General features: G+C 75.2%; 25 protein-coding genes and 1 tRNA gene. 15 read left to right on the top strand and 11 right to left on the bottom strand.

Features of this window, described 5'->3' with window-relative positions; translation table 11 throughout:
* The first annotated feature begins 79 nt into the window (after window positions 1-79).
* Complete coding sequence (locus ACIQVT_RS17635) at window positions 80-2,392, top strand: helix-hairpin-helix domain-containing protein (protein ID WP_403754095.1); 2,313 nt, start codon at window positions 80-82, stop codon at window positions 2,390-2,392.
* A 237-nt stretch (window positions 2,393-2,629) separates the two neighbouring features.
* Here ACIQVT_RS17635 and ACIQVT_RS17640 read toward each other — a convergent pair whose 3' ends face one another.
* Window positions 2,630-3,373, bottom strand: a complete 744-nt coding sequence (locus ACIQVT_RS17640; RefSeq protein ID WP_403753737.1) for a hypothetical protein — start codon at window positions 3,371-3,373, stop codon at window positions 2,630-2,632.
* A gap of 47 nt (window positions 3,374-3,420) precedes the next feature.
* Here ACIQVT_RS17640 and ACIQVT_RS17645 point away from each other — a divergent pair, with 47 nt between their 5' ends.
* Entirely contained in the window at window positions 3,421-3,609 is a 189-nt protein-coding gene (locus tag ACIQVT_RS17645; RefSeq protein ID WP_403753740.1) for a DUF5703 family protein, read from the top strand.
* A gap of 112 nt (window positions 3,610-3,721) precedes the next feature.
* Here the strand turns inward: ACIQVT_RS17645 and ACIQVT_RS17650 are convergent, their stop codons facing one another.
* From ACIQVT_RS17650 to ACIQVT_RS17660, 3 genes are all read right to left on the bottom strand, one after another.
* Window positions 3,722-4,489 carry a chaplin family protein gene (locus ACIQVT_RS17650; protein ID WP_403753743.1) on the bottom strand — a complete coding sequence of 256 codons (768 nt, stop codon included), beginning with the start codon at window positions 4,487-4,489 and terminating at the stop codon, window positions 3,722-3,724.
* 162 nt (window positions 4,490-4,651) lie between these two features.
* Window positions 4,652-4,885 carry a chaplin ChpH gene (gene chpH / locus ACIQVT_RS17655; RefSeq protein WP_403753746.1) on the bottom strand — a complete coding sequence of 78 codons (234 nt, stop codon included), beginning with the start codon at window positions 4,883-4,885 and terminating at the stop codon, window positions 4,652-4,654.
* A gap of 128 nt (window positions 4,886-5,013) precedes the next feature.
* Window positions 5,014-6,339, bottom strand: a complete 1,326-nt coding sequence (locus tag ACIQVT_RS17660) for a M20/M25/M40 family metallo-hydrolase (RefSeq protein WP_403753749.1) — start codon at window positions 6,337-6,339, stop codon at window positions 5,014-5,016.
* A gap of 227 nt (window positions 6,340-6,566) precedes the next feature.
* Between ACIQVT_RS17660 and ACIQVT_RS17665 the strand changes: the two genes are divergently transcribed.
* A tRNA-Leu gene (locus ACIQVT_RS17665) sits at window positions 6,567-6,654 on the top strand.
* A gap of 59 nt (window positions 6,655-6,713) precedes the next feature.
* Here ACIQVT_RS17665 and ACIQVT_RS17670 read toward each other — a convergent pair.
* Complete coding sequence (locus ACIQVT_RS17670; RefSeq protein ID WP_403753752.1) at window positions 6,714-7,028, bottom strand: dsRBD fold-containing protein; 315 nt, start codon at window positions 7,026-7,028, stop codon at window positions 6,714-6,716.
* A gap of 114 nt (window positions 7,029-7,142) precedes the next feature.
* On the opposite strand from ACIQVT_RS17670, the gene ACIQVT_RS17675 reads away from it, so the two are divergent.
* Window positions 7,143-7,520, top strand: coding sequence for a YchJ family protein (locus ACIQVT_RS17675; RefSeq protein WP_403753755.1), 378 nt, complete (start codon window positions 7,143-7,145; stop codon window positions 7,518-7,520).
* Window positions 7,521-8,210: 690 nt separating this feature from the next.
* Here the strand turns inward: ACIQVT_RS17675 and ACIQVT_RS17680 are convergent.
* Window positions 8,211-8,912, bottom strand: a complete 702-nt coding sequence (locus ACIQVT_RS17680; protein WP_403753758.1) for a FadR/GntR family transcriptional regulator — start codon at window positions 8,910-8,912, stop codon at window positions 8,211-8,213.
* A gap of 140 nt (window positions 8,913-9,052) precedes the next feature.
* Between ACIQVT_RS17680 and ACIQVT_RS17685 the strand changes: the two genes are divergently transcribed.
* Together ACIQVT_RS17685 and ACIQVT_RS17690 are read left to right on the top strand one after the other, a co-directional pair.
* Entirely contained in the window at window positions 9,053-9,571 is a 519-nt protein-coding gene (locus ACIQVT_RS17685; protein WP_403753761.1) for a gluconokinase, read from the top strand.
* Window positions 9,572-9,615: 44 nt separating this feature from the next.
* On the top strand, window positions 9,616-11,013 hold the full coding sequence (locus tag ACIQVT_RS17690) for a gluconate:H+ symporter (protein WP_403753764.1): 1,398 nt from the start codon (window positions 9,616-9,618) through the stop codon (window positions 11,011-11,013).
* 33 nt (window positions 11,014-11,046) lie between these two features.
* Here ACIQVT_RS17690 and ACIQVT_RS17695 read toward each other — a convergent pair whose 3' ends face one another.
* From ACIQVT_RS17695 to ACIQVT_RS17705, 3 genes are all read right to left on the bottom strand, one after another.
* A complete protein-coding gene (locus ACIQVT_RS17695) occupies window positions 11,047-11,673 on the bottom strand; it encodes a cytochrome b/b6 domain-containing protein (protein ID WP_403753767.1) in 627 nt (208 codons plus the stop codon).
* Window positions 11,657-12,394: a molybdopterin-dependent oxidoreductase gene (locus ACIQVT_RS17700; protein WP_403753771.1), complete on the bottom strand. Its 738-nt coding sequence runs from the start codon at window positions 12,392-12,394 to the stop codon at window positions 11,657-11,659. Before ACIQVT_RS17700 ends, ACIQVT_RS17695 begins: the two co-directional genes overlap by 17 nt.
* A 94-nt stretch (window positions 12,395-12,488) precedes the next feature.
* Window positions 12,489-13,463 carry a hypothetical protein gene (locus ACIQVT_RS17705; RefSeq protein ID WP_403753774.1) on the bottom strand — a complete coding sequence of 325 codons (975 nt, stop codon included), beginning with the start codon at window positions 13,461-13,463 and terminating at the stop codon, window positions 12,489-12,491.
* A gap of 372 nt (window positions 13,464-13,835) precedes the next feature.
* Between ACIQVT_RS17705 and ACIQVT_RS17710 the strand changes: the two genes are divergently transcribed.
* From ACIQVT_RS17710 to ACIQVT_RS17725, 4 genes are read left to right on the top strand one after another with little or no spacing between them, the layout of a single operon-like run.
* Complete coding sequence (locus ACIQVT_RS17710; protein WP_403753777.1) at window positions 13,836-14,732, top strand: DMT family transporter; 897 nt, start codon at window positions 13,836-13,838, stop codon at window positions 14,730-14,732.
* 27 nt (window positions 14,733-14,759) lie between these two features.
* A complete protein-coding gene (locus ACIQVT_RS17715; protein WP_403753780.1) occupies window positions 14,760-15,272 on the top strand; it encodes an NUDIX hydrolase in 513 nt (170 codons plus the stop codon).
* Window positions 15,273-15,293: 21 nt separating this feature from the next.
* Window positions 15,294-15,686 (top strand): YidH family protein, encoded by a 393-nt coding sequence (locus ACIQVT_RS17720; protein ID WP_403753783.1) that lies wholly within the window; start codon window positions 15,294-15,296, stop codon window positions 15,684-15,686.
* Window positions 15,683-16,027, top strand: coding sequence for a DUF202 domain-containing protein (locus ACIQVT_RS17725; protein ID WP_403753786.1), 345 nt, complete (start codon window positions 15,683-15,685; stop codon window positions 16,025-16,027). Before ACIQVT_RS17720 ends, ACIQVT_RS17725 begins: the two co-directional genes overlap by 4 nt.
* A 4-nt stretch (window positions 16,028-16,031) precedes the next feature.
* Here ACIQVT_RS17725 and ACIQVT_RS17730 read toward each other — a convergent pair whose 3' ends face one another.
* Complete coding sequence (locus ACIQVT_RS17730) at window positions 16,032-16,976, bottom strand: NADP-dependent oxidoreductase (RefSeq protein ID WP_403753789.1); 945 nt, start codon at window positions 16,974-16,976, stop codon at window positions 16,032-16,034.
* Between the two features lie 233 nt (window positions 16,977-17,209).
* On the opposite strand from ACIQVT_RS17730, the gene ACIQVT_RS17735 reads away from it, so the two are divergent.
* The 5 genes from ACIQVT_RS17735 to ACIQVT_RS17755 all read left to right on the top strand — a co-directional run bounded on the left by ACIQVT_RS17735 (window position 17,210) and on the right by ACIQVT_RS17755 (window position 23,931).
* Window positions 17,210-18,232 carry a phosphotransferase family protein gene (locus ACIQVT_RS17735; RefSeq protein ID WP_403753792.1) on the top strand — a complete coding sequence of 341 codons (1,023 nt, stop codon included), beginning with the start codon at window positions 17,210-17,212 and terminating at the stop codon, window positions 18,230-18,232.
* A gap of 5 nt (window positions 18,233-18,237) precedes the next feature.
* The gene (locus ACIQVT_RS17740) at window positions 18,238-19,452 is read left to right on the top strand and encodes an acyl-CoA dehydrogenase family protein (protein ID WP_403753795.1); all 1,215 of its coding nucleotides are present in this window, start codon (window positions 18,238-18,240) and stop codon (window positions 19,450-19,452) included.
* A gap of 988 nt (window positions 19,453-20,440) precedes the next feature.
* Complete coding sequence (locus ACIQVT_RS17745) at window positions 20,441-22,093, top strand: helix-turn-helix domain-containing protein (RefSeq protein WP_403753797.1); 1,653 nt, start codon at window positions 20,441-20,443, stop codon at window positions 22,091-22,093.
* A gap of 237 nt (window positions 22,094-22,330) precedes the next feature.
* The gene (locus tag ACIQVT_RS17750; RefSeq protein ID WP_403753800.1) at window positions 22,331-23,692 is read left to right on the top strand and encodes a diaminopimelate decarboxylase; all 1,362 of its coding nucleotides are present in this window, start codon (window positions 22,331-22,333) and stop codon (window positions 23,690-23,692) included.
* A gap of 11 nt (window positions 23,693-23,703) precedes the next feature.
* Window positions 23,704-23,931 (top strand): hypothetical protein, encoded by a 228-nt coding sequence (locus tag ACIQVT_RS17755; protein WP_403753803.1) that lies wholly within the window; start codon window positions 23,704-23,706, stop codon window positions 23,929-23,931.
* A 20-nt stretch (window positions 23,932-23,951) separates the two neighbouring features.
* On the opposite strand, the gene ACIQVT_RS17760 is transcribed toward ACIQVT_RS17755, so the two are convergent.
* Complete coding sequence (locus ACIQVT_RS17760) at window positions 23,952-24,545, bottom strand: TetR/AcrR family transcriptional regulator (protein ID WP_403753806.1); 594 nt, start codon at window positions 24,543-24,545, stop codon at window positions 23,952-23,954.
* Window positions 24,546-24,552 lie beyond the last annotated feature (7 nt).

A 24,552-nucleotide genomic window follows, 5' to 3' on the forward strand; every position in this document is an offset into this window, starting at 1 on the left:
GGACACCGGGGAGACCGGAGAGGCGGAGCGCCGGGGGGACGGGGACGGCGAGGAGGGCGCGGGGAGCGGCGGCTCGGGCATTCCGGACGGTGCTGAGGATTCCGCCGGTGCCGGTGCCGGTGCCGGTACCCCTGCCGGGGACGGCCCGGGAGCGCCGGTGCCGGCCGGGGACGGCGACGCGGCTGTGGGGAGCGACGCCCCGGGCACCCCGGACCGTGCTGACGGTTCCGCCGGAGTCGGTGCCGGGGACGGCCCGGGGACGCCGGGGTCTGCCGGGGACGGCGACGGGGACGGGGACGGGCATGAACCGGCCGGAGGTGGCTCCCGGGGTGGCGTGGAGGCCGCCGGTCCCGCGGACGGTGGCGGGTCCCCGGAGGGGGGCGCCACCGGTGGGGTGTCCGAGGCGGAGGCCGAGCTGGCCGCCCAGCGGATCGAACGGGAGCGGATCGAGCGCCGGAAGGCCGAGAAGGCCGGTCCGGTGGCCGCCGGCGCCAAACTCAGCGGCAAGGCGGCCGACCTGCTCGCGGCGGTGCGCGCCGTGGAGAGCGGCGAGAAGCCGGTGACCGCGGTGTTCGCCGACCCCGCCCCCGCGCCGCGCCGCCCCGCCCCGGAACCCGTGCGCAGGCTCCAGCCCGCCCCGGCCGCGGCCGCCCCCGGCGTCCCCGCGCCGGAGACCGTGGAGGCCGTGCGCCGGGTGCTGACCGAGGGCGGCGCGCCCGACGGCCTGGCCCCGCAGGTGGCCGCGGCCCTCGGCGAGAACGCCGGTGCGGCGCTGCGGGAGGACCCCTGGCAGCTGCTCCGGGTCGGTGGCGTCCGGCCGGACCGGGCCGACGGCTTCGCGCGGGCGCTGCTCGGCGCCGACTGCGGTCCCGACGACGAGCGGCGGGGCCGCGCGCTGACCGTCTGGCTGCTGGAACAGGCGGCCCTGGCCGGGCACACCGCGCTGGAACTGCCCACGCTCACCGCGGCGCTGGGCCGGCAGGCGGTGCCGGACCCGGACGCGGCGGTGCAGAGCGCCCTGGCCGAGGGCGAGGCGCTGGTGTTCCAGGACGCCCTGGAGGAGCCCGGCGCCCCGGCGCCGCAGGACACCGACGAGGAGCGGGAGGCGCCGGTGCGGGTGCTGGTCGGCCTGGAGCGCTGCGCAATGGCCGAGGAGAGTCTCGCCGACGGCCTGGCCCGGCTCATCAACTCCCCGTCGTCGGAGCCCGGTCAGGCCTGGGAGACGGCCGCCTCCGCGGTGTCCGGCGGCGCGGCCGAGCTGGCCCGCGCGGTCGCCGGGCACGGCCTGGTGCTTCATACCGGCGGGGAGGCGGCCCGCGCCGAACCGGCCGCGCTGCTCGGCGCCGCCCGCGCCGCGGGTCTGCGGGCCTTCGCCGCCTGCCACACGCCGGACGGCCGCCGGCGCCTCGCCGCGCTGCTGGGCGACAGCTCCGCCGAGCGGGAGGTGGGCACGGTCGCCGGCCTGCTGTCCGGCGCCGAGGGGCCGGCCCGGGACGCGGAGGGCGCCTCGGAGCTCGACCTGCTGATCGTGCTGGACGCGCCCCAGCTCGACGTGGAGACCGCGGCGATGCTGGTGGAGTCGCTGCCCGACGGGGCCCGGCTGGTGCTGAGCGGTGACCCGGCGGTGCTGTGGTCCGCCGGTCCGGGCCGGGTCTTCGCCGACCTCGTCGCGGCCCGCGTCTGCCCCCAGGTCGTCTCCCGGGTGCCCGACCCCGGCCCGGTCGGGGAACTGGTCTCCGGCATCGCCGTCGGCGAGCTGAACCAGGTCGCCGCACCGGGCAAGGAGGTCGTGATCGTGCCGGTGCGGGACGCCGGCGAGGCCGTGCACCGGACCGTGCAGCTGGTCGCGGATTCGGTGCCGCGGGCGATCGGCGTGCCCGCCGACCGGACGGTGGTGATCACCCCGGGCCACGGGGGCGCCGTGGGCACGCGTGCCCTGAACTCCGCGCTGAAGGAACGGCTCAATCCGGGCCCCGGCCGGTTCGGCGGCTTCGACCCCGGTGACCGGGTCGCCTACTCCCCCGCGCCGGGCCGTACGGTGCCGGGCGTGGTGGTGAAGGCCGATGCCGAAGGGCTGCACCTGTCGTGCGCGGGCGTCCCCGTGGTCGTGCCGCGGGAGCGGGTGGAGAGCGGGGTGCGGCACGGCTGGGCGCTGACCGCGCACCAGGCGGTGGGCGCGCGCTGGCCGGCGGCGGTCGTGGTGCTGCCCGGCGACGCGGCGCAGGCTCTCAGCAGACCGTGGGTGTACACGGCGTTCGGGCGGGCGGAGCGGCACCTGTCCGTCGTGCACGGCGTGGACCAGGCACTGCCGAAGGCGGTCGCGGAGATCCCCGCCGGACCGCGCACGACCCGGCTGCGGACCCTGCTGCGGACCCAGACTCCGACGCCCTGACGGCCCACCCGGGCGTCCGGCCGGTCCGGCCCGTCCGGCGGCCCGGTCCGCGGTCGGCCTGGCGGCCCGGTGCAGGCATCGGCCGTCCGGGCGTGCGGGTCGGCGGGGTCGAGCCGTCGTACGGGACGCGGGTGGTGCTGTTCGACCCGGACCGGCCCGGTCGGTCCGGCCGGACGCGGCGGTGGGGTCCGGCGGCGGAGAGGCGGGCCGGGCGCCCGTCACGGGCCGCCGTGCCGGTCACTTGCGGATGTCGAGCGGCTCCAGCTCGTCGTCGCCGTCAGCGTCGTCACCACCGCCGTCGGCCCGGTGACCCCGGGCGAGGGTCCCGGGGCCCTCCGGGCCGTCCTCGACGAAGTCGATGTCGTCGTCCTCGAGGTCGGGAGCCTCGTCGTCGAAGACCGCGCTCACGTCGAAGCGGCACACCACCTGCTGCGGGTCGAAGTGTTCGAACGGCGCCTCCAGCCACTCGCCGGCCTCGGCCGGCTCCTCCGCCGCGGTGACCCACAGCGTGGAGTCGCCCTCCTCCAGGCCGAACTCCTTGTGCCGGGAGGCGATCTCGTCGGCCTCGAACTCGCCGAAGAGGATGCCGAGCGCTCCGGGGACGGAGCGGGCGGCCTCGTCGTCGTCGTACTCGGCCGCCTCGATCCGCTGGGCCTGGGCGAGCAGCCGCTGGGGCTCGGCGACGGTGTAGTCCCGGCGGATCAGCACGCTGATCGCGTTCGGTTCGTCGGGTCCGGCGTACGGCGGCAGGGAGTCCTCCGCGCCGGGGATCTCGAAGGGCGTGACCTCGTCGTAGCGGTCGTAGAGCAGCTCGTCGTACACCTCGGCGGCAGCGGCCAGCTGGTTGAACGCCTCGGAGACGGCCGGGTCGTCCTCCCCCGACCGGCGTTCGACCGCCGCCAGGTGGCGGTCGAGCGCGGTCTTGACCGCCTCGGCGGCGGCGCGTACCTCGGCAGCGGTGGGCTGCGCAGCATCAGACATAGTGCAGACGCTATCCGTACCGGGCACCAGCCCGCACAATAGATGCGATGCCGGAATACGAATTTGTCGACGTGTACGTGCCTCGCGGGGTGTCCCGCAAGGAGGCGACACGTCTGTTGACGGACCATGCCGAGTACGGACACTGGGAGTTGGACCGACTGAGCCTGCTGCGCGACGGCAGCCGCAGAGTGCGGCTGCGACGGCGCATCATCCGCCAGGCGCGTGCCACGTGGTGACACGGGACAACTGAACGGAGCGGGCCCCGCCGGCATGGCAGGGCCCGCTCCGTTTTCCGGGCGGGTACGGCCCTGCCGGGGGCCGTACCCGCCTTCGGACCGGGAGGGCGCGTTACGCCGCGGACCGTGCCTTGCGGTAGAGCAGGGCGCCCGCGAGGAGCGCGCTCCCGGCGCCCGGCAGGGCCACGCCGAGCGGCAGGCCGTTGCCGGTGTGGGCGAGCTGGACGGTGGTCGCGGGCCGGTCGGAGCGGGCCGCCGTCCGGGTCTGGGACCGCGGGCCGCCGGGGTGCGCGGAGTGACCGGAATCACCGGGGTGCGCGGGCCGGACCGGGTGGCCCGGACGGTTCGGGTGACCAGGATGGTTCGGGTGGCCCGGCCGGGACGGCTCGCCGGGCGGGGTGCCGTGCCCGCGGCCCGGCGGCTGCGCGGGGTGTCCGGCGCCGGGCCCGCAGTCGTCGCCCACGGCCGGGTTCCCCGCCCCGACGACGTCGACGCTGTTGCCGCACACGTTCACCGGGACGTCGACGGGCACCTGCACGGTGTTGCCGGAGCCGACGCCCGGCGAGCCGGTGCTGCCGCCGCCCGCGTGCGAGCCGCCGGAGCCGCCGCTGTCACCGTGGTGCCGTGCCGGTGCGCCGCCGTGCCCGGCGCAGGTGTTGCCGACCGCCGGGTCGAGGAGCCCGACGACGTTCACCGTGTTGCCGCAGACGTCGACCGGCGCGTGCACCGGTACCTGCACCGTGTTGCCGGACAGTACGCCGGGTGAGCCGGCGGTGGCGCCCGTGGCGGCCGCGTCCGCGTGGGCGTGGCCGCTCACGGCGGCGATCACACCGGTCGCGGCGGCCATGGTCATGAGGCCCTTGCGCGTGCTCTGTCGCATGTTCGATTCCCCCCTGCCTTCGATGCCGTGGAGGGCCGGCCGCGTCCGGGACGGCGGCCGGCCGCGGAGACCGGTCGGCCCCGGGGCGCATGGCGCGCGCTCCGGGGCCGACGGCTCGTGTAAGAGGCCCCCTCGGGAGTGACGTCCCACGGGGGGCCGGCCTCACTTGTTGACGCAGGCGTTGCCGAAGGCGGGGTTCAGGAGCCCGATCACGTCGATCGTGTTGCCGCACACGTTCACCGGGATGTGCACGGGCACCTGGACGACGTTGCCGGAGGCCACACCCGGGGAGTTCACAGCGGCGCCCTGGGCACCGGCATCGGCGACGGCGAGGCCCGCGCCCGCGAGAACCAGGCCACCGGTGACGGCCGCGGCGGCGACGATCTTCTTGATCATTGTTCCTCCTAGTTGGCAATGCGACCCCAAGGTGCGGGGTCACATCAGCTGTAACGAGGAGGGACTGATGAAGCTACGAACCTATCGTCGCATTCACCCTCTCGGGCGATCTCGTACGGCTGCCCGATTCACGACGCGTCGATGAACCGGTCGAGCACCCGCACGCCGAACCGCAGCCCGTCCACCGGCACCCGCTCGTCCACGCCGTGGAACATGCCCGCGAAGTCCAGCTCCGGCGGCAGCTTCAACGGCGCGAAGCCGAAGCCGCGGATGCCGAGGTCGTCGAAGGACTTGGCGTCGGTGCCGCCGGAGAGCATGTAGGGGATGGCCTTGGCCGTGGGGTCCTCGGCGAGCAGCGCGGACTGCATGGCCTCCACCAGTGCGCCGTCGAAGCCGGTCTCGACCGCCTTGTCGGCGTGCACGTCCTCCCGGCGGACGTGCGGCCCGAGCAGCCGGTCGATGTCGCCGAGGAACTCCTCCTCGTGTCCGGGCAGGAACCGGCCGTCGATGTGGGCGGTGGCCTCGCCCGGGATGACGTTGACCTTGTAGCCGGCGTTCAGCTGGGTGGGGTTGGCGGTGTTGCTCAGGGTCGCGCCGATCAGCTTGGCGATGCCGCCGAGTCGGGCCAGGGTGGACTCCATGTCCTCGGGGTCCAGTCGGGTGCCGAGCGCGTCGCCCAGCTCGTCGAGGAAGGCGCGGGTGGTCTTGGTGACCCGTACCGGGAACTTGTGCCGGCCGACGCGGGCGACGGCCTCGGACAGCTCGGTGATCGCGTTGTCGCGGTGGATCATCGATCCGTGCCCGGCGGTCCCGGCCACGGTCAGCTTCATCCAGTGCATGCCCTTCTCGGCCGTCTGGATCAGGTAGAGCCGCCGCTGCTCGTTCACGGTGAAGGAGAAGCCGCCGACCTCGCTGATCGCCTCGGTGACGCCCTCGAACAGCTCGGGGTGGTGGTCGACCAGGTAGCGGGCGCCGTAGGTGCCGCCCGCCTCCTCGTCGGCGAGGAAGGCGACCACGATGTCCCGCGGCGGCCGGCGACCGCTGCGCAGCCGGTCCCGCACGACGGCCAGCGTCATGGCGTCCATGTCCTTCATGTCGACGCCGCCGCGCCCCCACACGCAGCCGTCGGCGATCTCGCCGGAGAAGGGGTGGTGGGTCCAGTCGTCGGCGTTGGCCGGTACGACGTCCAGGTGACCGTGGATCAGCAGGGCGGGCCGGGACGGGTCCTCGCCCTCGATGCGGGCCACCGTGGAGGCGCGGCCCGGGTGCGACTCGAAGATCCGCGGCTCCAGTCCGACCTCGGCGAGCTTCTCGGCGGCCCACTCGGCGGCCTTCCGCTCGCCGGGCCCGGAGTGGTCGCCGTAGTTGCTGGTGTCGAACCGGATCAGCTCGCGGCAGAGGTCCACGACCTCGTCCTCACCGGTGACGCTCCTGGCCGTGTCCGTCTCGCTCACGCTGCTTCCTCCCGCTGTCACTGCTGGTGGTTCCCCCCATCCTCTCCCCGGGCGCAACCCCGGCCCAAGACGGGGCCGGGCCCGTCACACGCCGTTCACGCGTGGGCGACCGGGGCCGTGGCCGGGGCAAGGGGGGTGATCGGCCACCCCGGAAAGCCTGGTAATGTTTCCTTCGTCGCCGCGAGGGAAACCCCGCCCAAAGGGAAATCTCGCACGACAGACACCTTGTCCGGGTGGCGGAATGGCAGACGCGCTAGCTTGAGGTGCTAGTGCCCTTTATCGGGCGTGGGGGTTCAAGTCCCCCCTCGGACACCAGCAGGGCCCCCGCGATGCGGGGGCCTTTCGCGTTGCCCCGGCGGGGGCCGGGCCGGGGATCACTCCCGGGTGAGCCAGAGCGGCGGCAGGCCCGCGTCCGCCGCGGGCGTGCCGGTGGCCCGCATGTCGCCGTCGGCGGCGCGGAGCAGCAGGCGGCCCATGGCGATGAGGGCACGGCCGGCGGCGAGTTCGTCGCCGATGTCCGGCACCGCCGGGTCGTAGGGGCTGCGGCGGGCCTCGGCTCGGCTCTCCAGGACACCGTCGCCGGTGTCCAGGACGATCCGGGCCGTGGTGTCCGGGTCGCGCTCGCACAGGTACAGGTTCAGCCGCCACTCCCTGACGCCGGGAGGGCGGCTGCCCAGGGGTCGGGTCATCGTCGGTCCCTCCTCCCCGCGCGCCACGGCCCGGTGGGGGCGCCGGTGGAGCCCCCTTCCACTGTGCACCCCCGCGCGGGCGGGCGCCCCCCGGCCGCGGGCAGAATGTGGGCCATGACCTCGCGCACGTGCCCCTGCGGGCTGCCCCGGCCCTACGACGCCTGCTGCGGGCGCTTCCATTGCGGCCCGGCCGCCGCGCCGACGGCGGAACTGCTGATGCGGTCGCGGTACAGCGCGTTCGTGCGGGGGGACGCGGGCTACCTGCTGCGCACCTGGCATCCCCGGACGCGGCCGGAACGGCTGGACCTCGATCCGCGGACGCGGTGGACCGGGCTTGAGGTCCTCGGCTCCACCGAGGGGTCGGCCTTCCACACGACGGGCACGGTCACCTTCCGCGCCTCCTACCGGGGCGGCTCGCTGCTGGAACGCAGCCGGTTCGAGCGGGTGGCCGGGGCGTGGGTCTACGTGGACGGCGACTTCCCGGACGCCTGACCCCCACCGGGCAACGCCCGCACCGGCCCGGGCCTCGGCGCCCGACGAACGCGGCTCACCGGACGAGCAACCCTCCGGACGCCCCCCAGCGGGCCCGGGCGCACCCCCGTGGGTTCGGCGCCGAGAACTCCCGGACGAGCTACCGGCCGGGGACGCCCACCTGGGTACCGGTCTCCGGCCCGACCCCGGACAAGTACTCGGCCGGCCACCCGGGCACAGGTCCCCGCAGGCCTGCGGCGCCCGCTCGTCCCGGACCCGGACGAGTTGCCGCCACTGCCGGTGCGCCCCTTGCGGGTTCCCCGCACGCCCCACACGGTCCGGGACCGCGACGCCGGACCACCGGCCGGAGACCGCCGTACCGGTCCGGGCCCGCACAGCCGACCGTGAGCGCACGCGTGCCCGCTGGAACCTGGTGAGGGCACGAGCCCGCCCCCGGTGCGGGGCCCCGCACGCCAACGGGCGCGGTAGCTGCCCGCGAACCCCCAGCGGTCAGGCCGGCGCCCCCGTCGGGCCTCGCGTCACCGGCGTCCGGTACGTGTACGGCGACTGCCCCGACCGACGCCCCGCCCGGTCCCGGCACCGGACCGGGCGCCGCGGCCGTGCCGCCCGTCGACGAACCCCGGCGGACCCCCGACGAGCGGCCAGGACCAGCGCACCGACCCGGCTGCCGCCCGCATCCGCGCTCGGCGGTCAGGGGGCCAGGACGTCCAGTTCGTGGAGGGCGCCGACGGTGATCTGGCGGGTCAGTTCCTCGGCGCGGGCCGCGTCGCCCGCGCGGACCGCCTCGGCGACCTGTACGTGCAGGGTGACGGCCGCCGGGTCGGGGTCCTCGAACATGACCTCGTGATGGGTGCGGCCGGCCAGCACCTCCGCGACGACGTCGCCGAGGCGGGCGAACATCTCGTTGCCGGACGCGGTGAGGACGGCGCGGTGAAAGGCGACGTCGTGGACCAGGTACTGGTCGAGCCGGTGGCCGCGGGAGTTGGCGACCATGCCGAGGGCGCACGCGGTCAGCTCGGCGCACTGCCCGGCCGTGGCGTGCCGGGCGGCGAGACCCGCGGCGACGGGTTCGACGGCGGAGCGCAGCACGGTCAGGGACCGCAGCTGGTGCGGGCGGTCGGCGCCCGCGAGGCGCCAGCGGATGACCTGGGGGTCGTAGACGTTCCACTCGGCCTTGGGGCGGACCGTCACGCCCACCCGGCGGCGGGAGGCGACCAGGTGCATCGACTCCAGGACGCGGACCGCCTCGCGCATCACCGAGCGTGACACCTCGAAGCGCTGTGCGAGTTCGTCCGTGCGCAGAACGCTGCCCGGCGGGTACTCGCCCGCCGTGATCGCGGGGCCGAGAGCGTCCAGTACACGGCCGTGAAGGCCCCGGCCCGGTGTGCTCATGCACTCAGCGTACGGCCCGGATCACGTAGACAAAAAGTCGGACTTATATGTCACACACTCTTGAATTCGTCGTACCTAATGAGTTTCAGTATGGCGACGCCGCAGTGGCGTCGGATGTCGAGGGAGACAGCGAGGCAGTGATGCGAACCCCCCAGGTCGTCGTCGTGATGGGCGTCGCGGGGACGGGCAAGACCACGATCGGTCCTCTGCTCGCCGCGCGGCTGGGCGTGCCGTACGCCGAGGGTGACGACTTCCACCCGCAGGCCAACATCGACCGGATGTCGGCCGGCATCCCGCTCCGGGACACCGACCGGTGGCCGTGGCTGGAGGCCATCGGACACTGGGCGCACGACCGGGCCGGGCTCGGCGGGGTGGTCAGCAGCTCCGCGCTGAAGCGGTCGTACCGCGACCGGCTCAGGGCCGTGGCACCGGGGATCGTGTTCCTGCACCTCACCGGTGACCGGCGGCTGATCGAGGAGCGGATGTCCCGGCGGCAGGGCCACTTCATGCCCACCGCGCTGCTGGACTCCCAGTTCGCCACCCTCCAGCCGCTGGAGCCGGACGAGCCGGGGGTCGCCGTGGACGTCGCCGGCGGCCCGCAGGAGATCACCGAGCGTGCCGTGCGGGCGCTGGACGCCCTTTCCGCCGCATCCGCCTGACCCCTTCTTCCGAACACGTTCTCCGTAACCGCAAGGGAACCCCCGTGACCAGACTCAGCGTCGAGATGCTGGCAGCGGACACGCCTCCGCCGATCACCTCCGCCGGACACGCCCAGCTGGGCATCGCCGTCCTGGTGGGCATCGCGGTGATCGTCCTGCTCATCACCAAGTTCAAGCTGCACGCCTTCCTGGCCCTGACCATCGGGTCGCTGGTGCTCGGGGCGGTCGCCGGAGCGCCGCTCGACAAGGCCATCACCAGCTTCACCGCCGGGCTCGGCGCGACCGTGGCCGGCGTCGGCGTCCTGATCGCGCTCGGGGCGATCCTGGGCAAGCTGCTCGCCGACTCCGGCGGCGCCGACCAGATCGTCGACACGATCCTCGCCAGGGCGGGCGGGCGCGCGATGCCGTGGGCGATGGTGCTGATCGCGTCGGTGATCGGTCTGCCGCTGTTCTTCGAGGTCGGCATCGTGCTGCTGATCCCGGTCGTGCTGCTGGTGGCCAGGCGCGGCAACTACTCCCTGATGCGCATCGGCATCCCGGCGCTGGCCGGTCTGTCCGTGATGCACGGCCTGATCCCGCCGCACCCCGGCCCGCTGGTCGCGATCGACGCGCTGCACGCCAATCTGGGCGTCACCCTGGCTTTCGGCATCCTCGTGGCCATCCCGACGGTGATCATCGCCGGTCCGCTGTTCTCGAAGGTCGCGGCCCGCTGGGTGGACGTGCCGGCACCGGAGCGGATGCTGCCGCAGCGCGCGTCGGAGGAGCTGGAGCGGCGGCCCGGCTTCGGCGCGACGCTCGCGACCGTGCTCCTGCCGGTGGTGCTGATGCTGGCCAAGGCGCTGGCGGACATCGTCGTGGACGACACCGCCGACCCGACGCAACGCGTCTTCGACATCGTCGGTTCGCCGCTGATCGCGCTCCTCGCCGCCGTGCTCGTCGGGTTCTTCACGCTGGGCCGCGCCGCCGGGTTCACCCGGGACCGGCTGCGCCGGACCGTCGACGACGGCCTCGTGCCCATCGCCGGCATCCTGCTGATCGTCGGCGCGGGCGGCGGCTTCAAGCAGACGCTGATCGACTCCGGGGTGGGCAAGATGATCCTGGACGTCTCGGCGGACTGGTCGATCCCGGCGCTGCTGCTGGGCTGGCTGATCGCGGTGGTGATCCGGCTCGCGACCGGCTCGGCGACGGTGGCGACGGTCTCGGCGGCCGGCCTGGTGGCGCCGCTGGCGGCCGACATGTCGACCACGCACACGGCTCTGCTGGTCCTCGCCATCGGCGCGGGCTCGCTCTTCTTCAGCCAGGTCAACGACGCCGGGTTCTGGCTGGTGAAGGAGTACTTCGGGCTGAGTGTCGGGCAGACCGTCAAGACGTGGTCGCTGATGGAGACGATCATCTCCGTGGTCGCGGGCGGTCTGGTGCTGCTGCTGTCCCTCGTGGTCTAGGCGGGGTCGGTCGGGGGGAGCGGGCCACCGGGGTCAGGGGCGCCACAGGGGGTGCTCCCGCCGGGCCCACTCCTCGCTCACCGTCCCGGTGCGCAGGCCCCTGCGGGCTTCCGGGTCGGCCATGGCCATGCCGATGTGGCCGGCCAGGACGACACCGGTGGTCAGGGCCAGCCAGTCGTGCACGAAGGTGGCCGACGTGCGCCACATCAGCGGTGTGAGGTGGGTGAACCACATCATCAGGCCGGTGCCGAGCATGACGAGGGTGGCGCCGGCGATCCAGGCGGCGTAGACCTTCTGCCCGGCGTTGAACTTGCCGGCCGGGCGCGGGGCGTGCCGGGTGGCGCCGCGCAGGGCGGCGCGCAGCCAGACCCGGTCGTGCGGGCCGAAGCGGTTGAGGAACCCGAGGTCGGTGCGGAAGGCGCGGGAGGCGAGTCCCAGCAGGAACGGGACGGGCAGGGCGAGACCCGCGCACTCGTGGACGCGGACGACCAGTTCGCGGCGGCCGACGAGGATCGCCAGCTGCGGGACGTAGAGGACGGCGGCCGTCAGCACGCACAGGCCCATCAGCGCGGCCGTGCCGCGGTGCACCAGACGTTCGGCCGGGGTGAAGCGGTGGACGCGGGTGGCCGGCCGGGCCGGGGCGTCAGCCGGTGGGTGCATCGGTGCGTCCGTTCGATCGGCCCACCCAGGCGTCGACGTCGTAGCCCAGGTCCTCCCAGTAGCCGGGGCGGACGCGGTCGGTGACCGTGATGCCGGAGAGCCACTTGGCCGACTTGTAGAAGTACATGGGTGCCACGTAGAGGCGGACGGGGCCGCCGTGGTCGTGGCCGATGTCCTGGTCCTGCATGCGCAGGGCGGCGAGGACGTCGGGGCGGCGGGCCTGGGCCAGGGTGAGGCTCTCGGTGTAGGTGCCGTCGAAGCAGGTGAAGCGGACGGCCCGGGCGGAGCGGTGGACGCCGGCGGCGTCCAGCAGCGCGGAGAGGCGTACGCCCTCGAAGGGGGTGGCGGGGACCCGCCAGCCGGTGACGCACTGGACGTCCCGGACGAGCCGGGTGCGCGGCAGGGCGCGCAGCTCGGCGAGGGTGTAGCTGTGCGGGCGGTCGACCAGGCCGTCGACGGTGAGGCGGTAGGCGGCGGGGCTCGGGCGCGGGACGGAGGCGGCGACGGAGTAGTACCGGAATCCGCCGCCGTTGGGCAGCAGTCCGGTCAGGCCCGTGGGGTCCTTGCCGGCGACCTCGCCGAGGAAGCCTTCCATGCCGCGCTGGAGCACGGGCGCGCCGAGCACGCCGAGCGCGCCGAGGCCGAGGGTGCCGAGGAAGATGCGGCGGCCGACCGGCCGGCCGTCCCGTTCCTCGGGTGGGTCAGGGTTCACGTGGCCCATTCGAGCACTCCCGTCCGTGCGGGGCCAGGGGTCGGGGGCAGCGGTCAGACTTTCGTCATCTCTTCCCCGAGTACGGCCGCGGGGGCGCCGCCGTTCACCGGCCGAGGGCGTGGCCGCGGGCCGCGCGGAAGGCCGCCCAGGGGTCGCGGTGGGCGTAGGACCAGGGGGCCGGGGTGGCGTGCCGGCCGATGCGCCGGAAGAGGGCGGCCGCCTCGGCCGGGCGGCCGGCCGAGGTCAGGGCGAAGGCGAGGTGGTTGAGGTCGAGGTGGCGGCGCGGGTGGTCGTCGTGCTCCCACTCCAGCCACCAGTCGAAGCAGGTGCGCAGGATGCGGCGGGCCCGCGGGCCGGACCAGTGCCCGGAGGCGGCCGGGTCGGCGGGGGTGAGGCCGGTGGCGGCCAGGACCCGGTACCGCTCGGCGTAGGCGACGACGGGGAGCACGGCGAGGGGTGAGTCGGCGGGGGCCTCGGCGGCGGCCAGTTCGGCGGCGTCGTACGCCTCGTGGACCTCCGCCCGGCCGCCCGCGGGGCGTTCGGCGAGGCGGGCGATCAGCAGGTGGTGGGCGTGGTGGTGCTCGGGGTGGCGGCGGCGCAGCTCGGTGAAGGCCCCGAGCAGTTCGCTCTCCGGGCCGAGGGCGCGGGCCAGCAGGAGCCGGCCGAGCCAGGGGGTGGGGTCGGCCGGGGCGAGCGCGGCGGCCGTGTCGCAGGCCTCGCGGGCCCGGCCGGCGTCGTCCCGGCCGCGCAGGGCGCGGTGGACCAGGGCGAGCGCGAGGAGGGTGGCGGCGTCGGCGGAGCCGGGCTCGGCGGCGAGCCAGTCACCGGCCCGGGCGGCGGCGCGGGGGTCGCGGGCGAGGACGGTGAGGCGGTGGCCGCGGCGGTCCCAGTCGTCGCCGGTGTGGATCAGCAGGGAGCGCGCGGCCTGCCGGCGGCCCTGGGCCAGGGCGGTGCGGGCGGTGCGCAGTCCGGCGTCGCCGAGGGCCTCGTCGAAGGCAGCGGTGTCGGTCCCGGCGGGGGCGCCGGGCGCGTCCGTGGGGGCCCGGCGCAGGCCGGGCGCAGGCGGGAGAGGGGGCACCGGGGGCTTCCTGTTTTCTCGGGCTGCCATCAACCGATCACGGACAGCAAACCCGCAGCCACGGCTTGCGTCAAGCGGAATCCCGGTGTTCGACCGTTCAACAGCCTTGCCCCGAGCGGAACTTGGTGTAACCGGCGCAGGTGGCCGGGGTCTGCCCGCCCGGTCGGCGGTTTTTCCTGTGGCGTATGCCACGGACCGTGCGGAACGCGGGCCGGGCCGGTTGTGGCGTACGCCATGGCGCCGGACGCCCCGGCGCCGGACCATGGCGAGTCAACTGCCCGCTTTCGGGTGCTTCCGGGGCAATGTCACCCCGGGGAGGCTACAGTCGGCCACTACGCGCCCGTGGTCCGGCCGGATGATGAGGTACACAGCGTGTCGGTTCTGGTTCTCGTTCTCGCCGTGAGCGCGGCCTGCTGTCTGGGCTTCGGATTCGTACTCCAGCAGAACGCGGCGCAGCAGGCACCGCTCAGCGACTTCCTCTCCTTCCGGCTGCTGCTCGACCTGATGCGGATGCCGCGCTGGCTGGGCGGCCTCGGCCTGATGGTGGCCGGCATGGTGCTGGGCGCGGTCGCCCTCGGCAAGGGGGAGATCTCGCTCGTCGAGCCGCTGCTCGCGACCAACCTGCTGTTCGCCCTCGCCCTGTCCCGCTACCGCACCGGGCAGTCGCTGGGCCGCCAGGGCTGGGCCGGGCTGCTGCTGCTCGCGGGGGGCGTCAGCGCGTTCCTCATGGCGGGCGAGCCGCGCGCCGGCACGGCGGTCGCCGATCCGCTGCGGCACTGGCTGATCATCGGGGCCGTGGTGGGCGTGGCGCTGGTCCTGACGGCGTACGCCAAGCGTTCCCGGCTGAGCTGGGGCCCGGTGCTGCTGGCCACCGCCGCCGGCCTGCTGTACGGCGTCCAGGACGCGCTGACCCGGGTGAGCGGCACCCTGTTCGGCGACGGCGGACTCGCCGAACTCCTCACCAGCTGGCAGCCGTACGGCGTGCTGGCCTGCGGGGTCACCGGGCTGGTCCTGGTGCAGAGCGCGTTCGAGACGGCTCCCCTGCGGATGTCGCTGCCCGCGCTGACCGCGGCCGAGCCGCTCGCCGGGATCCTGTGCGGGGTGGGGTTCCTGGGTGACCGGCTGCGCACCGACACCGGGGCGCTCGCCTGGGAGGCGGCCGGGCTCGCGGCCGTGGTGGCGGGCATCGTCCTGCTGGGGATGCACCCGGCGATGCCGTGCGGCGCCACGGGCACGGAACCGTCGGCCCGGGACCTCCAGCGCCGCTGAGCCCGCCGGCCTGCTTGGATGGCGGGCATGAATCCCGCTGACGAGATCCTCGACATCGTCGACGAGCACGACCGGGTCGTCGCCCGCTGCCCGCGCGGCGAGGCGTACGCCCGCGGGCTGCGTCACCGCTGTGTGTTCGTCCAGGCCCGGGACGCGGCCGGCCGGCTCTTCGTGCACCGGCGCACCGCCACCAAGCTGGTGTTCCCGTCCCTGTACGACATGTTCGTCGGCGGGGTCGTCGGCGCGGGCGAGTCCTACGACGCGGCGGCACTGCGCGAGGCCGAGGAGGAGCTGGGCGTCACCGGGCTGCCGCGCCCGGAGCACCTCTTCACCTTCCTCTACGACGACGGTGCCGGCAGGAGCTGGTGGTCCGCGGTGTACGAGGTGCGCTGCGACCTGCCGGTGCGGCCCCAGCCCGAGGAGGTGCAGTGGCACGCCTTCCTCACCGAGGAGGAGGTCGGGCGGCGGCTCACCGAATGGGAGTGGGTGCCGGACGGCCTCGCCGCGTACGAGCGCCTGGGGGCGTTCCGGTCCCGGTGAGCCGCCGGTAGGGTCGGTCGTGTGATCGACTTGGTACGGAACGTCCGGCTGTGGTTCGCGCCGGAGCGGGTACGCGACGAGGGCGGCACGCCCGACTACCGGTTCTCGCTGGCCAACGAGCGGACCTTCCTCGCCTGGCTGCGGACGGCGCTCGCGCTGATCGGCGGCGGCTTCGCGGTCGACCAGTTCCTGCCGGACCTGCGCTGGGCGTGGCGGGCCGGTCTCGCGCTCGCGTTGCTGGGCGCCGGTGTGCTGTGCTCGCTGCGGGCGGTGAACCACTGGGTGCGCTGCGAGCGGGCGATGCGGCGCGGCGAGGACCTGCCCGAGTCCCGGTTCCCCGCGCTGCTGGGCCTGGTCGTCGCGGTGGTGGCGGTGGCGATGGTCCTGGTGGTGCTGGTCGGGTGGGAGGGGTGACGACGGGCGTGGCGGCGGGTCCGGCGGGCCGGGACCCGGGGCTCCAGCCCGAGCGCACCCGGCTGGCCTGGCGGCGTACCACGCTGTCCGCCACCGTGGCCGCCGTCCTCGCCGTGAGGTCGGCGCTGCGCGGGGGCGGAGCTGCCGGGGCGGTCGCCGGATGCGCGGTGTACGGCGGGCTGTGGCTGGCCTTCCTCAGCGTGGCCCATCACCGTATCCGCGCGTTGTCCGCCGGCATCCCGCCGCCCGCGCTGGCCCCGCGCCACGCGGCGGCGGCGGTGCTGTGCGCGGTGGCGACGGCGGTGTGCGCGGCGGCGCTGGTGCTCGGTCCCGCCCGCTAGCGCGTCAGTCCCGGCCGGTGTCCGAGGGCACCGTGACCACGATCTTGCCGCGGGTGCGGTTGCGCTCGCCGAGGCGGTGGGCGTCGGCCGCGCTCTCCAACGGGAACGTCTCCTGCACGTGGACGGTGAGGACCCCCTGGTCGGCGAGGGCGGCGAGCGCGGTGAGGTCCGCGGTGTCGGGACGGACGAAGGCGTACCGGCCGCCGTAGCCCACCACCGCCGGGTCGGCGACGGACGCCAGCCGACCCTCGGGGGCGAGCAGGTTGGCGGAGGTCCTGAGGGTGTCGCCGCCGATGGTGTCGAAGACCGCGTCCACGCCCTCGGGGGCGAGCCCGCGCACCCGTTCGGCCAGGCCCTCCCCGTGGGCCACCGGTTCGCCGCCGAGGCCGCGGACGAAGTCGTGGTTGTGCTCGCCTGCGGTGCCGATCACCCGGGCACCGGTGTGGGCGGCGAGCTGGACCGCGAAGGAGCCGACCCCGCCGGCCGCCGCGTGCACCAGGACGGTCTCGCCGCGCTTCACCTCCAGCACCTTGTGCAGCACCTGGTAGGCGGTGAGCCCGGCCAGCGGCAGACCGGCGGCCTCCTCGAACGACAGGGTGCGCGGCTTGCGGGCCAGGGTGCGCACGGGCGCGGCCACGTACTCGGCGAAGGTCCCCCGGGACAGGAAGTCCTCGCGGACGTAGCCGATGACCTCGTCGCCGACGCCGAACTCCGTGACCGCCGCCCCGGGCCGTACGACGACCCCGCTGACGTCCCAGCCGGGGATCACCGGGAAGACGGCGTCCAGCAGGGTGTCGAGCCGGCCCTCGCGGCACTTCCAGTCGACCGGGTTGACGGCCGCCGCGCGCACCTGGACCAGCACCTGGTCGGGGCCGACCTTCGGGTCGCGCACCTCGCCGTACTCCAGCACCTCGGGTCCGCCGTAGCGGCGGTAGCTGATGCCCTTCATGCCCCCGACCCTCCGGGGTGCGCGGGCGGCGCGCAACCGGGGTCCGGTGGGCACCGTCCGGTCGGCGGCGCGTCCGAGGGTGCGAGCGGCCCGTCCGGCGCGTCCGGGGGCGCGGGCGGCCTATCGTGGCTCCGGTCACGTTTCACCTCGCGTTCGGCTCCCGCACTGGACGACATACCGACCGGTCGGCATCATGAGTCGGGTCGTGTTCCACCCGTTCGTAGGAGTGATGTATGAGCGCCGACCACCCGCCCGGACTCGACCTGGACCGGCTGCGCGTCCTGCTCGACCGCGAGCGCCCCGGTCTGGTCAGCGGCCCCCTGACCGGCCGGCTGATCGAGGGCGGACGGTCCAACCTCACCTACGCGCTCTCCGACGGCACCGGGCGGTGGGTCGTGCGCCGGCCCCCGCTCGGCCACGTGCTGGCCACCGCGCACGACATGCGGCGCGAGCACCGGGTGATCAGCGCCCTGCACCCCACCCGGGTGCCGGTGCCGCGGCCGGTGCTGCTGTGCGAGGACGAGGACGTGCTCGGCGCGCCGTTCTACGTCATGGAGTTCGTCGAGGGCACCCCGTACCGCACCGCCGGGCAGCTCGCCCCGCTCGGCGCGGAACGCACCCGCGCGGCGGTGCTCTCCCTCGTGGACACGCTGGTCGAACTGCACGCGGTGGACCCCGCCGAGGTGGGCCTCGCCGACTTCGGCCGTCCGGAGGGCTTCCTCGACCGGCAGCTGCGCCGCTGGGGCAAGCAGCTGGACGCCTCCCGCAACCGCGACCTGCCCGGCATCGACGAGCTGCACGCCGCCCTCGGGCGGGCGCTGCCGGTCTCCCCCGCCCCGGCCGTCGTCCACGGCGACTACCGCCTGGACAACGTCCTGATCGGCGACGACGACCGGATCAGGGCGATCCTCGACTGGGAGATGTCCACCCTCGGGGACCCGCTGACCGACCTGGGCCTGCTGGTGATGTACAGCGCGCCGCTCGGCATGCCGGACTCCCCCGTCTCCACCACCGCCGAGGCACCGGGGCACCCGTCCCCGCGGGAGCTGATCGAGCGGTACGCCGCGCGTTCGGGCCGCGACGTCTCGGCCGTCTCCTGGTACACGGCGTTCGCCTGGTTCAAGCTCGCCGTGATCCTGGAGGGCATCCACTACCGGTACACGCTGGGCCAGACGGTCGGCCGCGGCTTCGACCGCATCGGCGAACTCGTCCCCGTCTTCATCGACCACGGACTGACCACCCTTCAGGAAGGCTGACCGCCATGGACTTCGCGTTCGACGCGCGCACCGAGGAGCTGCGCACCAGGCTCCTCGCCTTCATGGACGAGTACGTCCACCCCGCCGAGGCCGTCGCCGAGGAGCAGCGCGCCGAGCTGGCCTCCCCCTGGGACACGCCGGCCGTCGTCGAGGAGCTGAAGGCCGAGGCCCGCAGGCAGGGACTGTGGAACCTGTTCCTGCCCGACTCCGAGTACGGTGCCGGGCTGACCAACCTCCAGTACGCGCCGCTCGCCGAGATCACCGGCCGTTCCCCGCACCTCGCGCCCACCGCGACCAACTGCGCCGCGCCCGACACCGGGAACATGGAGGTGCTCGCCCAGTTCGGCACCGAGGAGCAGAAGAAGCGCTGGCTGGAGCCGCTGCTCGCCGGTGAGATCCGCTCGGCGTTCGCGATGACCGAGCCGGAGGTGGCCTCCTCCGACGCCACGAACATCACCACGCACATCGAGCGGGACGGCGACGAGTACGTCGTCACCGGCCGCAAGTGGTACATCTCCGGGGCGATGAACCCGGACTGCCGGATCTTCATCGTCATGGGCAAGACCGACCCGGACGGGGCGGACATCCGCCGCCAGCAGTCCATGGTGCTGGTCCCGCGCGACACCCCGGGCGTCACCGTGCGGCGCGCCATGCGGGTGTTCGGGTACGAGGACCACTCGCACGGCGGGCACGCCGAGGTCGTCTTCGACCGCGCGCGCGTGCCGGTGGCCAACCTGGTCGGTGAGGAGGGCGGCGGTTTCGCCATCGCCCAGGCCCGGCTCGGCCCCGGCCGCATCCACCACTGCATGCGGCTGATCGGCATGGCCGAGCGGGCGATCGAGCTGATGTGCCGGCGGGCGGTGTCGCGTACCGCGTTCGGCAAGACGCTGGCCCAGCAGGGGGTGGTGCAGAACTGGATCGCCGACGCGCGGGTCACCGTGGAGCAGCTGCGGCTGCTGGTGCTGAAGACGGCGTGGCTGATGGACACCGTCGGCAACCGGGGCGCCCACACGGAGATCCAGGCCATCAAGATCGCCACGCCGCGGGCGGTGGTCGGCATCCTCGACCGCGCCATCCAGCTGCACGGCGCGGGCGGGGTGAGCCAGGACCACCCGCTCGCCGAGCTGTACGCCAGCGCCCGCACGCTGATGCTGGCCGACGGCCCGGACGAGGTGCACCAGCGTTCGCTGGCCCGCAGGGAACTGAGGAAGCACACCTGACACCCCCGGCCGGTGCGGCCCCCGTACCCCGCGGGAGCGGGAGCCGGGGGCAGGCAGGGGCCGGGGCCCGTGCGAGGCGGGGCCGAACCCCCTACCCGGGCGCCGGACTCCCGCCGCCGGGGACGGGTACGGGCACGGCCTCGGCGGGAGCAGCCGGTGGCCCGGTCGGTGGCATCGGGGAGCGGATCCGACCGGAGGTGGGCCGGCGGCGGACCAGGCAGCGGGCACGGTCGGCGTCCCGCCGTGGGGACGGCCCGGTGGACCGGGCCGCGTGGTCCGGTCCACCGGGCCGCCCCCGACCGGGCCGCCCCGCGTGACCTCCAGCCACCGGCCGAGGACCGTCCCGACACGAGAGGCCCGCGCCGTCGCGCCGCCGGGCCGACCCACCCCGGCTACGCCGCCGCCTCCCGCGCGTGGCCGCCGCCGGGTAATCCTTCGCCCGGCCCCACGCCGCCCACCGGGCCGTCCCACCCATGCCCAGGACCGCCGCCGACTCACCGGGCCGGGCGGACGCGGCGCGCACGGCCACCGGTCACCCTCCGCCCAAGCCGCGGACGCGTCTCACGGACGCCGCCCGGCCGGGCCTCCCCACCGGCCGAGGACCGTCCCGACACGAGAGGCCCACGCCCTCCCCCGCCGGACCGGCCCACCCCGCCTACCCCGCCCCCACCTCCCACGCACGGCCGCCGCCCGGTCACCGGGCCGTCCCACCCATGCCCAGGGCCGCCACCGACTCACCGGGCCGGGCGGACGCGCCGCGCACAGGCACCGATCGAGCCGCAGGCGCGTGTCGCGGACGCCGTCCAGCGGGCCTCCCCACCGGCCGACCGGGGAGCCGTGTCCACGCCCCGCCGGCCCCGCCCCCGGGGGGCACGTAGGCGGCGCGTCGGGTGTTTCCGTGCGCTGTTGAGTGCGGGGGCGGGCTGTGGTGTCGTACCCCTTCCGGACGCCGGCCGGGCACGGCCGTGCGGTGGGGCGAGGGGGAAGCGTGGCCGATTCGCGGGAACACCCGGGGTGGGGCGGGGACAAGGTGACCCTGGAGCGTCTGCTGTCGGTGGTGGGGCCGGGGGCGCTGGAGCTGGACACGGCTCCCGGCGGGCTGGACGTGGCCGTCGGCGGGGTCGCCGTCCTGGACGTGCTGGACCCTGCGGTCCGGCCCCGGGAGCTGGTGCTCGCGGTCGGTGTCGGTGCCGGCTCGCCGCAGGCGGTGGACGTCCTGCGCCGGGCCGGTGACGCCGGCGCCGCCGGTGTGGTCTTCGGCCCGGACCGCCCGGAGGGCGCCGCGGGTGCGCTGCGGGCAGCGGCCCGGGAGGCCGGTACGGCGGTGTTCTTCCGCACCTGGTACCGCTGGGACGAGCTGGTCGTGGTGCTGCGGGCCGGGCTGGCCGCGGCGGGGGCGGCGCCGTCGGCAGCGGCCCCCGGGCCGGCCCTGGGGGACCTGGACGCGCTGGCCGACGCGGTGGCCGCGCTGGTCGGCGGCTCGGTGACCATCGAGGACACCGACTCCCGGGTGCTGGCGTTCTCCTCGACGGAGGAGAACGTGGACGAGATGCGCCGGCTGACCATCCTCGGGCGGCGTGTTCCCCCCTGGCGGGTGGCCGCCATGCGGGACGCCGGTTTCTTCCGCGCCCTGTGGACGGCGGACGACGTGCTGCACCGCAGGGCGCAGGGCGACGACCCCGAGCGTCTGGTGTGCGCCGTCCGCGCGGGCGGTGAGGTGCTGGGATCGGTCTGGGTGGCCGCGGTCGGCGGCCGGCCGCTGTCCCCGAACGCGTCCGAGGCGCTGCGCGCGGCGTCCCGGGAGGCCGCCGCCCATCTGCTGCACCACCGCACGCGCGGCGCGGACAGCCGGCTGGTGGAGGACGCGGCGCGGGCGCTGCTGGAGGAGCGCGGCTCGGCCGAGGTGCTGGCCGCGCGGGCGTCGCTGCCGGCGCAGGAGCCCTGTGCCGTGCTGGCGGTGGGATTCGGGGCGGGCGAGCCCGGACAGGCACCGGCGGACGACCCGTCGCGGCTGTACGGCCCGCTGGCCCTGCACTGCGCGGCGCTCGGCCACCGGATCGTGGTGGTGCCGGCCGGCGGCCGGGCGCTGGTGCTGGTCGCCTCGCTGGACCCGGACCCGGCCGCGGCGCGTGAGCAGCTGACGAAGCTGGGGACGTCGCTGACCGCGCAGCTGTCCGCCGCGACGGGCACACCGGTGCGGGCCGGTCTGGGCGAGGTGGTGTCGGCGCTGGCGCGGGCCGCGGAGTCGCGCCGGACCGCCGAGCAGGCCCTGCGGGCGCTCGTCCGGACCGGGGGCGACCGCACGGTCGCCCGGGTGGCGGACGTGGCCGACACGATCGGCGTACTGCGGGTGCTGGAGGCGCTGCGGGACCTGGAGCTGCCGCCGGGGACCTCGGTGGCGCGGCTGGCCGCGTCCGACGCCGGACCGGGCGGAGGCCAGCTGGTGGCGTCGCTGCGCGCCTACCTCGACCACTTCGGTGACGTGTCCGCGGCGGCCCACGCGCTGTCGGTCCACCCCAACAGCCTGCGGTACCGGCTGGGCCGGATCACCGCGGTCTCGGACCTGGACCTCGGCAGCCCGGACGCGCGTCTGCTGGCGCAGTTACAGCTACGGCTCGGGGATCCGGACGCGGGGGCGTGACCCGTCGTACGGGCGTGCCCACGGCGCGTTTCGTGCGCCCGCACCAACGGGGGGCGCCGTCCTCGTCGCCGCGCACAACGGCGGAGTCCGACCGGACCGGCCGCCCGGTCCGGGCGCCGGCTCGGGGGGTGAGCCTTTGCGGAACCGACGATGACGGGGCAGGTGCGCGGCCCGCAGTCTGGGAACACGCCGGGGAGACAGGCCCCGGCCGCCTCGTCCCAGACCGGAAGGTTCACCATGACCGCTGTGCCCCTCGACACCGTACGGCGCGCACACGTCCTCCAGGAGGCCGTGCGGCAGAGGCTGCTGGACCCGGAGGAGTCGCTGCTGGCCGCCTTCGTCGACCTCGACGCCGTCGCGGCCACCGTCCGGGCGCTCGACGACGCCTTCCCCGGCTCCCCGGAGGTGCCCGGTGTCCTGCACACCTTCGCCGCGAAGGCCAACTGCCTCGTGCCCGTCCTGGCGGAGCTGGCCCGGCTGGGCATGGGCTGCGAGGTCGCGACCGGCGGTGAGCTGGCCCGGGCGCTGGCGGCCGGGTTCCCGGCCGACCGGATCGTCTTCGACTCCCCCGCCAAGACCCGGGCGGAGCTGGAGCGGGCGCTGGAGCTGGGGGTGGCCGTCAACGCGGACAGCTTCCAGGAACTGGAGCGGATCGACCGGCTGCTCGGCGGCCGGGCGCCGGTCTCGCGGATCGGGGTGCGCCTCAACTGCCAGGTCGGCGGCGGCTCCATCGCGGCGATGAGCACCGCCACGAGCACGTCGAAGTTCGGTGTCCCGCTCACGGACCCGGGCAACCGCGAACGGCTGATGCGGGCGTTCGGCACCTATCCGTGGCTGAGCTGGGTGCACACCCACACCGGGTCCCAGGGCTGCCCGCTGGACCTGATGGCCCGCGGGGTGGCGCAGGCGGTGGAGTTCGCCGACCAGGTGACGGCCGCGTTCGGGGCGGGCAGGATCGCGGGCATCGACATCGGCGGCGGCCTGCCCGTCAACTTCGCCGACGACGAGGTCACCCCCGGGTTCGACGCGTACGTGGACCAGCTGCGGACGCACGCCCCGCGACTGTTCGAGGGCGGGTACGCGATCGTCACCGAGTTCGGCCGGTCCGTGATGGCGAAGAACGGCTTCATGGCCGCGTACGTCGAGTACACCAAGACCGCGGGCGGCCGGCCGATCGCGGTGACGCACGCCGGCGTGCAGGTCGCCACCCGGACCGTGTTCGGTCCCGACGCCTGGCCGCTGCGGATCGAGGCGCACGACCCGTCCGGCGCGGCCAAGCGGGGGCGGCCGGTACGCCAGGACGTCGCCGGTCCCGCCTGCTTCGCCGGGGACCTGCTGGCCCGGGACCGCGCGCTGCCCGCCCTGGAGCCGGGCGACCTGGTGGTGGTGCCGGACACCGGAGCGTATTACTTCTCCACGCCGTTCAAGTACAACAGCCTTCCGGAGCCCGCCGTGTACGGCGTCCGGGCGGGCGCGGACGGCCGTGTCGCGTTCACGGTCGTCCGTCCGGCGCAGGACCCGTGGCGGCTGACGGAGCTGGACGGCGTGGACCCGCTGTCCCAGGACCCGGTGCCCGTCCGGGCCGGCGACGTCCGGTGAGGAGCACCGGGGTGCCCCCGGCGGGCCGGCCGTCGCCCGAGCGGGACGGGCCGCGGCCGGAGCGGGCCGGGCCGCTGCTCACGCAACGGGCCGCGGTGGTGTTCCTGCTCGCGGCGCTGGCCGGGGTCGGGGCCACCGTCCTGTCGGCGCTGGCCGGGGACGTGTGGCCGGTGGCGGTGAGCGTGGGCGGCGGCACGGCCGCGTCGGCGGTCCTGTTCTTCCGGGAGATCATCGACTGACCGGCCGGTGCGGGGCCCGTTCAGGGGCGCAGGGCCCGCAGCAGGAGGTCGGCGAGGTGGTCGGCGACCTCCTGGGGGGTGAGGGGGCCGCCGGGGCGGTACCAGGTGGACAGGTGGTGGACGGAGCCGAAGTGGTAGTCCACCACCAGGTCGGCGGGGGTCGCGGTGGAGAAGACCCCCTCCTTCTGGCCCTCCTCGATGAGCGCGCGGAACCGCTCGTGGTAGAGCCGGCGCTCGGCGCGGACCTGCTTGTTCTTCTCCGGGCTCAGGTGGTGCATGGACCGGAAGAAGATCATCGCGTCGTCGAGGTTGTCGATCGTGGTGACGACCACGTCGGCCGCCGCGTCCCTGAGCCGCTTGTCCACGGGCGCGTCCAGGCCGGCGAAGTGGTCCAGGCGCTCCTGCTGGACGCGCAGCACGCGCGCGTACACCTCGTGCAGCAGGTCGTCCTTGGAGCCGAAGTAGTGGTACAGCGCGCCCTTGGTGACGCCGGCCGCCTCCACGATCTCCTGCACGGAGGTGCGGTCGTAGCCGCGTTCGGCGAAGAGTCGGGTGGCGGCGGCCAGCAGCCGCTGCGGGACGGGCGCACCGTCTCCGTCGGTCGTCCTGGGCACTGCCGCC

This window comes from Streptomyces sp. NPDC100445 (assembly GCF_044759735.1).
Taxonomy (GTDB): Bacteria; Actinomycetota; Actinomycetes; order Streptomycetales; family Streptomycetaceae; genus Streptomyces.

Excerpts from the sequence above, each read along its gene's own strand:
- ACIQVT_RS17740 (WP_403753795.1), top strand. The coding sequence starts at position 18,238 with ATGGACTTCGCGTTCGACGCGCGCACCGAGGAGCTGCGCACCAGGCTC.
- ACIQVT_RS17735 (WP_403753792.1), top strand. The coding sequence starts at position 17,210 with ATGAGCGCCGACCACCCGCCCGGACTCGACCTGGACCGGCTGCGCGTC.
- ACIQVT_RS17670 (WP_403753752.1), bottom strand. The coding sequence starts at position 7,028 with ATGACCCGACCCCTGGGCAGCCGCCCTCCCGGCGTCAGGGAGTGGCGG.
- ACIQVT_RS17730 (WP_403753789.1), bottom strand. The coding sequence starts at position 16,976 with ATGAAGGGCATCAGCTACCGCCGCTACGGCGGACCCGAGGTGCTGGAG.
- ACIQVT_RS17650 (WP_403753743.1), bottom strand. The coding sequence starts at position 4,489 with ATGCGACAGAGCACGCGCAAGGGCCTCATGACCATGGCCGCCGCGACC.
- chpH (WP_403753746.1), bottom strand. The coding sequence starts at position 4,885 with ATGATCAAGAAGATCGTCGCCGCCGCGGCCGTCACCGGTGGCCTGGTT.
- ACIQVT_RS17715 (WP_403753780.1), top strand. The coding sequence starts at position 14,760 with ATGAATCCCGCTGACGAGATCCTCGACATCGTCGACGAGCACGACCGG.
- ACIQVT_RS17695 (WP_403753767.1), bottom strand. The coding sequence starts at position 11,673 with ATGCACCCACCGGCTGACGCCCCGGCCCGGCCGGCCACCCGCGTCCAC.
- ACIQVT_RS17645 (WP_403753740.1), top strand. The coding sequence starts at position 3,421 with ATGCCGGAATACGAATTTGTCGACGTGTACGTGCCTCGCGGGGTGTCC.
- ACIQVT_RS17640 (WP_403753737.1), bottom strand. The coding sequence starts at position 3,373 with ATGTCTGATGCTGCGCAGCCCACCGCTGCCGAGGTACGCGCCGCCGCC.
- ACIQVT_RS17700 (WP_403753771.1), bottom strand. The coding sequence starts at position 12,394 with ATGGGCCACGTGAACCCTGACCCACCCGAGGAACGGGACGGCCGGCCG.
- ACIQVT_RS17685 (WP_403753761.1), top strand. The coding sequence starts at position 9,053 with ATGCGAACCCCCCAGGTCGTCGTCGTGATGGGCGTCGCGGGGACGGGC.
- ACIQVT_RS17680 (WP_403753758.1), bottom strand. The coding sequence starts at position 8,912 with ATGAGCACACCGGGCCGGGGCCTTCACGGCCGTGTACTGGACGCTCTC.
- ACIQVT_RS17675 (WP_403753755.1), top strand. The coding sequence starts at position 7,143 with ATGACCTCGCGCACGTGCCCCTGCGGGCTGCCCCGGCCCTACGACGCC.
- ACIQVT_RS17750 (WP_403753800.1), top strand. The coding sequence starts at position 22,331 with ATGACCGCTGTGCCCCTCGACACCGTACGGCGCGCACACGTCCTCCAG.